Genomic DNA, 10,204 nt, shown 5'->3' on the forward strand with positions numbered 1-10,204 from the left:
CCTGCGGCTCACGCGCAGCGTGAGCCGCAGGTTTCTGGGTTTTATATTGATTATTTCTGATTGCCAAAAATACCGCCTAAAATATCGCCAATCCCACCTTTAGAGGCATTGCCTAGCTGCTTTTCCTTAAGTTTTTCAAGGACTTCCCGCTCTTCACTGCCAATTTTAGTGGGAATATCAATCTTGATCCTAATTAAATGATCGCCTCGGGCAACGGGATTACCAAGTTTGGGTACACCTAATCCTTCTAAGGTCAAGACTGTATCAGGCTGAGTACCTGCGGGGATAGTTAGCGGTTTCTTGCCATCTACGGTGTTAATCGCAATTTTGTCACCAAGAATTGCTTGCAAATAGCTAATCTTGATTTCCGACAAAACATTTATGCCTTCCCGCTCAAACTCGTTGTCCGTCTGCACAAACAGATAAACGTAAAGATCGCCTGCGGGACCTCCACGTTGACCAGCGTCACCTTCGTTGGACACTCTTAGCCTCGTGCCGCTGTCCACACCCGCAGGAATCGTAATTTTTAGCTTTTTCGTAACCTGATTCAGTCCCAGCCCATTACAGCTTTCGCACTTATCTTCGATCGTTTGTCCAGTCCCGTTACAGGTGGGACAGGTCGAAACTTGGGTAAAACTACCAAAGGGGGTGCGGGTAGCTCGACGAACTTGCCCAGTGCCACTACAGGTTCCACAGGTACGAGGTCTCGTTCCTGCCTTTGCACCAGAACCGCTACAAGTACCGCATGTTTCTAGGTGAGATATCTTGATTTGTTTCTCACCACCAAAAACCGCTTCACGGAATTCTAGTTTGAGATCGAAGCGTAGATCTTCTCCGCGCGAGGGACCGCTCCGACGACGGGCTTGTTGTTGACCTGTATTAGAAAAGCCACTAAAGAAGCTTTCAAAGATATCGGCAAATCCGCCCATATCGCCCATATCAGGTGAGCCGCCGCCACTGGATACACCAGCTTCGCCAAAGCGATCGTATCTCGCACGAGTTTCTGGTTCTGAGAGAACCTCGTAAGCTCGGTTAATTTCTTTAAATCGCTCATCTGCCCCCGCTTCTTTGTTGACATCGGGGTGATATTTTCGAGCTAAACGTCGATATGCTCGTTTGATTTCCTCTTTGTCAGTACTGCGATCGACTCCAAGGATTTCGTAATAATCACGCGCCATAGGGGGTTTCTCTGTCGCCTAAAGGATTCATGGACAATTATTTTAATTTAACCTAGCACCGATTGGATGCTTATGGGTATTCGTAGAGAGTACGTTTTACCGCACATGGTTCGATTTAGCTTTTAGCTTTTAGCTTTTAGCTTTTAGCTTTTAGCTTTTAGCTTTTAGCTTTTGGCTTTTGGCTTTTAGCTTTTGGCTTTTAGCTTTTAGCTTTTAGCTTTTGGCTAACGGAATACTATGGTTTAGTTTTTACACTTATGTTTCCTTGGTTTACCAAGGTTTGACAAGCGAGACGGTAATTTTTAGGTTTGTTTTTTAGCTTCTTTTCTTCAAATTCTGTCCTCGGCGATAGGTTTTCCAACCCTTCGACAATCTCGACAGTACAGGTGGCACATTGTCCATAACCATTACAGTTAGTGAGCTTCGCAACAAATTTATAGATGTCAATGTTGTTTTCGAGAGCTTTTATCCGAAGGTTTGCCCCATCCATAGCGATCGCTTCTTTGCCTTCATTCACAAACGTAATGTTTGCCATAGCTGAGTATTAATTATTTGTTAATTTTTATTGCTTACTTATTATGCGATCAAATGACTAAAATCTAGAGAATTTTTTGAAGGCATTACCCTACAACACTTTTATACCAAGTTAATTTATACCAAGTTAAGAAATGGCTACGCCATTTCTTAACTTAAAAACCCTTACTAGGTTTAGTTGTTATACCAATTCCAAAAATGGCAACGCCATTTTTGGAATTGGTATAACAACGCTGCTGTATTGGATTAGAGCGCAAAGCGCTGTAAAATTAACGTATATGGCTACAATTCTTTCCCATTCAAACATTGAAGCCCTTTCTCACGATTTGCATCGGTTGGTAGACAATCTCGAATCAGCCGAGCATGGGCAATTAATTTACAGTGCATTGCAGACGATCGTTCAACTCAGTCAGACCGATACTGAGCGATTGGATTGGAAAATTTTGGCGGGTTCTTTGCAGGATATGCATAGGGCGATCGCTATGTTTTATCCGCATCGATTTAACCGTAAGGTTAGTATTTTTGGCTCGGCTCGAACCAATGTGAATGCACCTGAATACAAACAGGCTTTTGAGTTTGCTGAGAAAATTACCAAACAGGGATTTATGGTAATTACGGGTGCTGGGGGCGGCATCATGGCGGCAGGTAATGAGGGGGCGGGCAATAATTCCTTTGGGTTGAATATTAGTTTGCCCTTCGAGCAATCGAGTAATGGATTTGTCTTGGAGGATGCAAGGTTGGTGAGATTTCGCTATTTCTTTACGCGAAAATTATATTTTGTCAAAGAAAGCGATGCGATCGCCATTTTTCCTGGCGGCTTTGGGACGCAGGATGAATTTTTTGAATGCTTGACCCTCTGTCAAACGGGAAGGACAATGCCACGCCCCATTGTATTGTTAGATAAAGAGGGTGGTGATTACTGGCAGCAGTGGCATATTTTTGTGCAAGACCAGTTAATCGAGCGGGGGTTAATTGCTAACGAGGATTGCAGTCTCTATAAAATCACCAATGATGTTGATGAGGCTTGCCAATTTATCGCGTCATTTTATAGCGTTTATCATTCCTGTCGATGGGTGGGCGATATCTTGGTGGTGCGTTTGCGGCAAGAAATTACAGATGCCCATTTAGATCGGCTCAACGATCTCTTTGGCGATATTTTGCTAACGGGTAAAATTGAGCGCAGTCAAGCTTTACCCATGGAAGCCAATGAACCGCATATCACCGATCTACCGCGCTTGATCATGTATTTCAATCAACATGATTTCGGGCGATTGTACCAGTTGATCGCTGCAATTAACGATACCTGCGATCCCAGTAATCCGATGGTTTGTCATCCAGAACAACGTTAAAATCAAACCCAATAGAGAGTTGCTGCGCTAAGCGCAGCAACTCTCTATTGGGTTTGATGTCCTGACTTACAGCGCTTTGCGCTCAAACCCAAACCAAGGAAATTTTTGAAAGCGTTGCGAAGCAACGCTTTCAAAAATTTCCTTGTGGTTCGTTTGATCGATAATTGCTGTATGTGGGATGGCTTGCTTGTCTTGTTAAACGAAAATCATGGTTTTGAAAAATTTCGATCGCTTTTTTAGTCCTCAGCAATGGCAGATTCTTTTAACCACTGCTCAGATTGCTCACGACCTGAATATACGTGCTTTTGCCGTGGGAGGAATAGTTCGTGATGCGATCGTCCGCAAGCACCAAGTATCCCCATCTTTTCCTAAGGATATTGATTTGGTATTTGACGGGAGCGCAAGGGCTGGAATTACCGTAGCGATCGCCTTACATGAGGTTTTTCCTGATTCTAAGTTGCAAATTCATGAGAAGTTTCAAACTGCGGAGCTAATCTGGCAAGACTTTACGTTGGATATGGCGACAGCCCGTCGGGAAATATATGCCTATGCAGGGGCAAATCCAGAGGTAAGCGCCACAACGCTGGAGGAAGACTTGTGGCGGCGCGATTTTACGGTCAATGCGTTGGCGTTGGAACTCGATCCGCAGTTAGGGATCAAAGGCGAAGCGATCGATCGCTTCCAAGGTTTATCCGATTTGGTCGATCGGCAAGTCCGTGTCATTCGTGAAGGGAGCTTTGCCGAAGACCCAAGGCGCATATTTCGAGCGGTTCGGTTTGCGATCCGTTTGGGGTTTCAGCTTGAGCAAGCAACCCATGCAGAAATTATGGCGACGACGGCAAGCGGTATCCATGATGCGATCGGCGGTGCACGGTTGCGATCGGAACTGCTTTATACCCTAGCCGAACCCAAAGCTGCACAAATGTTTGCCCTATTGCAACAATTAGGAGCCTTGCGCTGCCTCCATCCTGCATTGACATTGCCCGCAGATTTGACTAATTCCTTTAAACATCAGTGGCGGCGATCGCAATATTGGCTGAGACTGATTAGTGGTATTGAAAATAAAAACTACGCACCGCTTCAGCTTGGGCTCGAATTATTACTATCCTATTTGCCCCCTGCCCTTGCCACGCAACTCGATCTGAATTTAACGCCAGAGCAGAAATCTAGGCAGATCGGGTTAGCGGATTTGCTCGACAATTTACCAAATTTAGCTAATGCTGAACTAAAAAACTCTGAAATGGCACAAAATCTGCAAAGATTTGATACCCAGTTGTTAATATTGGCTGGGGCAAAATGCGACCCTATTTTTCGCCCTATGCTCTGGCGTTACTTAACTCAGTGGCAATTGGTCAAATCTCCCTTAACGGGGGCAGATCTGCAACTGCTTGGCTATGCAACGGGTAAGCGGATGGGAGAAACCTTAAAGCTGTTGCGATCAGCAGCCCTCGATCTGGAAATTCAATCCAAGGAGGAAGCGATCGCCTTTCTCGCTGCGCGGGGATAACAAATGGTTAAAATGTAATTATACAAAAGCTTTAAGCGCCAATCAGTACATAAATTTAGGATCAACACATCATGAGAGGCGGTATTCGCGTCGGCAGCATTTCTGGCCTTCCCATCTATATTGATTATTCTTGGTTACTCGTCCTCGGCTTTCTTGCCGTTTGGCTGAGTGCTGCCTACACCAAATTATCGCCCTCTTTTTATCTCGGCTATGGTGCGATTACGGCATTTCTTTTCTTCCTGTCGATCACGTTCAATAAAATCGCCCATGCGGTTACAGCCAAACTGTGCGGTGTAGAAGTCAATGCGATTAATATTCAGTTTATGGGTGGTTCCAATCCCGTTGAGAAAGAATCTGACAGTCCATTCACCGTATTTAGCATTGCCATTTCGGGACCTTTAGCAAGCCTGATCTTAAGTGCGATCGGCTTCACGGCTGCTTGGATGCTGGCTGGCGATGCGATTTTTACGAGTAATCCTAAAACGATTGAGACCTTACCTGAGAGCATTGGCGAACTGCGTACCATTTGGACAATGATTACCCTCAATATTGCCCGAATCAATCTCATATTTGGAGTGTTTAGCCTTATTCCCGCACTTCCCTTTGAAGGCGGACATATTCTTAAGGCTGCGGTCTGGAAGCTAACAGGCGATCGCTTTGCAGGCATTCGATGGGCCGCCCGTTCGGGGCAGTTCTGTGGCATTATGACGATGATATTGGGGGGCTTAGTAGCCTTGGGCAGTCCTATTGGTGGACTGTTCTTGATCTTCATCGGTTGGTTTTTATTGGGCAGTGCGGGGGGCTATCTCTATCTTAATAATCTTCAGCAAGCTCTATTGGATATTAATGCTGAAACGGCGATGACCAGAGATTTTCGACTGGTTGATGGAGAAATTTCCCTGCGTGATTTTGCTGATAAATTCTTGTTGATGGAGGAAAAAGATGCAAATCCTATTTACATTGCTTCATCCAATGGACGCGATCGCGGTATTATTTCCGCAGGGGCGATCCGTAATATTGACAGTAGTGAATGGCAATCGCAGACCTTACAATCTCTCGTCAAGCCCTTAGATGCAATCGATACCGTCGATCTTAAAGCTCCACTCTCTTTGGTGGTGAAACTACTTGAGGAAAAACAATTACGTTATGTCATTGTGCGATCGCCTGTTGGATCGGTTGCTGGCGTTATTGATCGCGGTGATATCATTAAAGCTCTAGATAGCAAACTTCTATGGCGAATTCCTTCAGAATATATTAAACAAATTAAATTAGATGGCAAATTCCCGCCTAACTTTCGCCTAGTGGAAATCTGCGAACAGTTAAATAGGAAATAACGTCAGTTCGGGTTAAGCTGACAAATTTTAAAAGCCCAAAAGTAAAAGCCTTGCTTAGCAAGGCTTTTACTTTTGGGCTTTGAGAAAGGGTTTGCGTAGCAAACCCTTTCTCAAAGCCTGTTTCAAAGTTACTTAGAAACCTAGAGAATCCAGATCACCAGATAAATCATCGAGAGTGACAAAGTTCGGATTCGCTTTGGCATCGGAACTACTGAGAGTGATGGTTTCCATATTGCCCAATACTCGTTCTATCGTAGTTGCGCCCATATCAGTACGGGGTATGCGATCGCTTGTTTGCTTTGGTATAGCTGAAGGTTGGGTTTTATGCTGGTCTTCTTCAGCAATAAGCCGCAATAGGTTATCCAAATTTTGCTGTGGAATTCTGGATTTAATAGCTTCAAGACTGACTTCTACATCATTACTTACAGGCTGGTCTATGGGGCGATCGCTTAAAGTGAATTGATCGAATAAATCTTCTTCTAAATCTTCTAAATCTTCTGAATTGTCGGTATTGTCTGGCTTAGATATTTGAGAATTAACAAATTCAGAATTATCAGAATTATTTGATGTACCGCTCTCCATAAAGTCATCAAATAAGGAATCAGCAAAATCCGAACTTTCGGTAATATCATTAATTAGTTTAGGATCTGGAGAAACTGCCATAGCCTCTTGGAAGTCATCAAATAAAGAATTTACAGTAATTTCTTCTAAACTAGCTTCTTGGTCTAGATTTATTGGCTGGTCAGGTTGGGGTTGAGGGGGAACTGGACGCTCGATGACTGGTTCGTTAAGTCCATAACTCTCTGGTTCAGGCTTAGTTTCGGATAAATCAAGAGTAATGCCTTGGTGGTGATAGGCGGTACTTTCCCGTTCCTGTGGCGGTTCCGCAGGTTCTAAAAATATTTTGGTAACTAGACGGATTTTGGCTTTTTGCCATTGTTGACCAGGTTGCAATATCGATAGATTCGCAATCACCTGATCGCCATTCTCATCGGTCTGACTTGATTCAGCGATCGTGTCAAGCAGAATTCGTAAATTAGGATTGGAGGCAATTGCTGCAAATAAAAAACTAGGTTGGCTAATTACTTGAATTAATTCGGTGAGCGTCGTTAGGCATCGGACAGTGCCAACATGCTCGTCAGTAAACCGCACGATAATATCTTGATATTCTTGCAAGTTTTGCTGAATTTGCGATAATTTTTGGATTAAAATCACCCCCTTAGGATTGCTAACCAAGTCTCTACTGTGATCTTGGACTAAATTATTTGCTTGAGTTACTTGAGGCTGGGTTACTTGAGGATTTGGTGTTTGCAGTTTGGGTAATGGTTGCTGTTGATTTTTGCCATCATCAAGATTGATTTCATGTTGCCATGCTAGATAGTGATTGTCCGAGCGATAGGTAAAAATTTTAACACGCTTGATTTGGGGCACCTGTAAAACGCTCATACCACGATGGATAATTGTCACAACTGCCTTTTGATTTGGTATCTGAGCAGCCTGCAAGGATATTTTTAAACATTCAGCTTCAATTACCGCCTCTGCATGAATGCCTTTTGATGCTAGCGATCTATTGATCAAAGTAGCGATCGCATGGGGATCGCCTTGCTTTGCCAAGTCCATAACGCTTAGTTGTGTCATACCCTATTCCCGATTGGCTACGAATTTCTCTTGTAAATCTTGTAAATATAGATTAAATGTAGATGTTTCTAGGCTTCCCATTACTTCACAATTCTCTCATTGAAAACCGTTATATATCCGCAAGGATTTGCGATTTAACAGATGATTTAACAGATACTTAAACCCAGTTATTTTAAATGTAGCTGACAATCTGGCAAATTTACGAATTTAGAGGAAAATTTCTGGTCAAGCCAAACCTTCCAAAGAGTTGTTAGCGCACTTCGGCAAATTGTTATAGCTGTAACATCAAACCCCAAAAGAGAGTTGCCGCGCTCCGCGCGGCAACCCTCTTTGTTATGTCCTAATACAGTTGATGGTAGCTATAACATTTGGCTATTCAACTCCTTCATAGCGCCAAGCTACAGGATCGATCGCTTCACCATTTACATACAAACCCCAATGCAAATGGGGACCCGTCACCGCACCCGTTGCCCCGATCTCACCGATCGTTTGACCTGCCGTTACGAAATCGCCTTCCTTGACATAGATCTTACTGAGATGTAAAAAAATGCTCTCCACACCCTGACCATGATCTAGCCCAATGGTATTGCCATGCAAAAGAAAGCCTTGAGCTACCGTTCCCACTAAACGAATATAGCCAGCCGCAGGTGCTACTACTGGTGAACCATACCCACCTGCATAGTCAACACCACGGTGGTAATAATCATCGGCAAATACCCCGTTGTAATAGCGCTGTACGCCAAAACCTGTTGTAATCTCGCCGTCATTGGGTTTTAAAAAAGCGCCATTCCAAAATTTCTGAGAGGTAACTAATTTTTTAAAGGCGGAAACCTTATCCCACTCGTAATCTGTTGGTTCGGAACCGCTCCCCCCATCATTAATCCAGATACTTTGCGTGGGAAACTCGCGATCGCCTAACTGCATAGGCAAGGTTTGCTTCAAACCATCCCCTGTTATCAATACCTGACGTGCACCTGCTTTATCTAGAGGCGTTGTCGGGATAAATGCTCGCCAACGATTGCTTGACATGGCAAAAGCAGGAAATTGTTTGTTATTCATCGATACCTTCGGCGGGGTCGTGGTGGTTTTATCCGTCACGATCCAAACCGATACCGTGTCGCCAAGGAGGGGATTCATTGGTTTGAGAACTGCTTGCAAAGCATCGACCCTCGATGCACCAAAGATCGCCGCCGCGATCGCCGACACCAAAATCAAACTAACTAGTAATGGTAATTTGATCGAAAACGGGAAAGGACGAGCAACCATAACTGCATCAAGGGGTAAAGAACTGAGATATCCGCTTGCAATATGCGCCGCACTTTGTGCGGCGCATATTGACCGCAGATTGTTTTTAGGGAATCAAAGGAATCGTGGCGCTACGTGTAAATTGTTCGTAAGCTGACTCTAAATTATTAGAATATAGACCTTTAAATTTGTAGTCTTTGTACAAATCAGGTACTTTGGCAAACTTCTCAAGCACTTGTTCCTTAGTCAAGATTTGTCCCTTCCATTCCAGCGCGAGACGCTCTAATCCGCTGAAATAAGCTTGCTGAGCCTGTAAACCTGTCACGTCAGTTACATCTCCATGCCCAGGAACGACTTTTGCCTCTGGATAAGAAGCAATTAAGCGATAAAGGCTACCCTGCCACTGCCGAATATCACTATCACCTGTGTAGGGAATCCGCTTATTGAAGACCATATCACCTGAAAATAAAACCTTAGCATCAGGTATATAGGCAACTAAGTCGGTTCCAGCGGAATGTCCATCTACCCGTTCGATCCGCACTTGGCGATCGCCTAACCAAAGATCGGTTTGGCTATTAATCACTACCGTTGGTGGAGTAACCCCACCCGTATTATTTTTGCCACTTTGAATATATTCACGAATCACCCCACGACCAATTACTGGGATTTCACGCTTTACAAAAGCAGCATTACCTCCAGTGTGATCGAAATGATAATGCGTATTTAAGACATATCTAATGGGCTTATCTGTTAACGATTTTACCGTAGAGATCATTAACTCAGCGAGTTCGGGTGTTTGAAACGGATCGATTACTAACACGCCATCACTACCAATCACAAAGCCGCCATTACAGATGGCTACCGTAGGACCTACGGGCGGAAAATCGGTACTCGCAACTAGGGCGTAAACTCCTTGAGCAACCTCTTGCAGTTGCAAACCCGCACTTTGCAAGCTTACCGTGGTAATACTTGTTTCCACGGGTTTTCCCTGAGCCAGAAGCACTGTTGGATCTGGCTTTTGAGCTTGGGCATTCGCATAATTCCAACCATATCCGAGCAGTATGGACATTATTGTGGCGATCGCCGCCAACAAGAATGCCAAAAGGTATTTAATCTTTAGCTTTTTCAGCATCTTAATTCCTTGGAGCTAGATTTTGAAGCTGCAACGCTTCCAGACTAGTGTAAACCAAATCAAAACCTAGAAAGGGTAGGGATCGCTTGGCTTTGCCTAACCCTTTTGGGTGAAAAATTATCGCTGTTAACTGATCGTTGTCACCAAGTATATTTAACAAGAATCCAGATCTAAAACCTGCGGCGTACGCGCAGCGTGCGCCGCAGGTTTTAGGGTTTTATATTTAATTACAGCGCTTTGCGCTCAAACCCAAACCAAGGAAATTTTTGAAAGCGTTGCAAAGCAAC

At 44.1% G+C, this 10,204-nt stretch carries 8 protein-coding genes; 3 read left to right on the top strand and 5 right to left on the bottom strand.

What is annotated here, in order from left to right; translation table 11 throughout:
- Positions 1 to 50 precede the first annotated feature (50 nt).
- Together dnaJ and PSE7429_RS18370 are read right to left on the bottom strand one after the other, a co-directional pair.
- Positions 51 to 1,178: a molecular chaperone DnaJ gene (gene dnaJ, locus PSE7429_RS18365; protein ID WP_009628822.1), complete on the bottom strand. Its 1,128-nt coding sequence runs from the start codon at positions 1,176 to 1,178 to the stop codon at positions 51 to 53.
- Positions 1,179 to 1,413: 235 nt separating this feature from the next.
- Entirely contained in the window at positions 1,414 to 1,713 is a 300-nt protein-coding gene (locus tag PSE7429_RS18370) for a 2Fe-2S iron-sulfur cluster-binding protein (protein WP_009628823.1), read from the bottom strand.
- 277 nt (positions 1,714 to 1,990) lie between these two features.
- On the opposite strand from PSE7429_RS18370, the gene PSE7429_RS18375 reads away from it, so the two are divergent.
- The 3 genes from PSE7429_RS18375 (at position 1,991) to PSE7429_RS18385 (ending at position 5,902) form a co-directional block, all read left to right on the top strand.
- Positions 1,991 to 3,061 carry an LOG family protein gene (locus PSE7429_RS18375; protein WP_040689463.1) on the top strand — a complete coding sequence of 357 codons (1,071 nt, stop codon included), beginning with the start codon at positions 1,991 to 1,993 and terminating at the stop codon, positions 3,059 to 3,061.
- 208 nt (positions 3,062 to 3,269) lie between these two features.
- The gene (locus tag PSE7429_RS18380; RefSeq protein ID WP_009628825.1) at positions 3,270 to 4,568 is read left to right on the top strand and encodes a CCA tRNA nucleotidyltransferase; all 1,299 of its coding nucleotides are present in this window, start codon (positions 3,270 to 3,272) and stop codon (positions 4,566 to 4,568) included.
- 71 nt (positions 4,569 to 4,639) lie between these two features.
- Positions 4,640 to 5,902: a site-2 protease family protein gene (locus tag PSE7429_RS18385; RefSeq protein ID WP_009628826.1), complete on the top strand. Its 1,263-nt coding sequence runs from the start codon at positions 4,640 to 4,642 to the stop codon at positions 5,900 to 5,902.
- A 132-nt stretch (positions 5,903 to 6,034) separates the two neighbouring features.
- On the opposite strand, the gene PSE7429_RS18390 is transcribed toward PSE7429_RS18385, so the two are convergent.
- The 3 genes from PSE7429_RS18390 to PSE7429_RS18400 form a co-directional block, all read right to left on the bottom strand.
- Positions 6,035 to 7,540 carry a hypothetical protein gene (locus tag PSE7429_RS18390; RefSeq protein WP_009628827.1) on the bottom strand — a complete coding sequence of 502 codons (1,506 nt, stop codon included), beginning with the start codon at positions 7,538 to 7,540 and terminating at the stop codon, positions 6,035 to 6,037.
- A gap of 372 nt (positions 7,541 to 7,912) precedes the next feature.
- Positions 7,913 to 8,806, bottom strand: coding sequence for a M23 family metallopeptidase (locus PSE7429_RS18395; RefSeq protein ID WP_009628828.1), 894 nt, complete (start codon positions 8,804 to 8,806; stop codon positions 7,913 to 7,915).
- Positions 8,807 to 8,891: 85 nt separating this feature from the next.
- Positions 8,892 to 9,917, bottom strand: coding sequence for an MBL fold metallo-hydrolase (locus PSE7429_RS18400; protein WP_009628829.1), 1,026 nt, complete (start codon positions 9,915 to 9,917; stop codon positions 8,892 to 8,894).
- Positions 9,918 to 10,204: the final 287 nt, after the last annotated feature.

Origin of the sequence: Pseudanabaena biceps PCC 7429 (assembly GCF_000332215.1) — a bacterium.
In the GTDB taxonomy this organism is placed as follows: domain Bacteria; phylum Cyanobacteriota; class Cyanobacteriia; order Pseudanabaenales; family Pseudanabaenaceae; genus Pseudanabaena; species Pseudanabaena biceps.

Excerpts from the sequence above, each read along its gene's own strand:
- dnaJ (WP_009628822.1), bottom strand. The coding sequence starts at position 1,178 with ATGGCGCGTGATTATTACGAAATCCTTGGAGTCGATCGCAGTACTGAC.
- PSE7429_RS18370 (WP_009628823.1), bottom strand. The coding sequence starts at position 1,713 with ATGGCAAACATTACGTTTGTGAATGAAGGCAAAGAAGCGATCGCTATG.
- PSE7429_RS18375 (WP_040689463.1), top strand. The coding sequence starts at position 1,991 with ATGGCTACAATTCTTTCCCATTCAAACATTGAAGCCCTTTCTCACGAT.
- PSE7429_RS18380 (WP_009628825.1), top strand. The coding sequence starts at position 3,270 with ATGGTTTTGAAAAATTTCGATCGCTTTTTTAGTCCTCAGCAATGGCAG.
- PSE7429_RS18385 (WP_009628826.1), top strand. The coding sequence starts at position 4,640 with ATGAGAGGCGGTATTCGCGTCGGCAGCATTTCTGGCCTTCCCATCTAT.
- PSE7429_RS18390 (WP_009628827.1), bottom strand. The coding sequence starts at position 7,540 with ATGACACAACTAAGCGTTATGGACTTGGCAAAGCAAGGCGATCCCCAT.
- PSE7429_RS18395 (WP_009628828.1), bottom strand. The coding sequence starts at position 8,806 with ATGGTTGCTCGTCCTTTCCCGTTTTCGATCAAATTACCATTACTAGTT.
- PSE7429_RS18400 (WP_009628829.1), bottom strand. The coding sequence starts at position 9,917 with ATGCTGAAAAAGCTAAAGATTAAATACCTTTTGGCATTCTTGTTGGCG.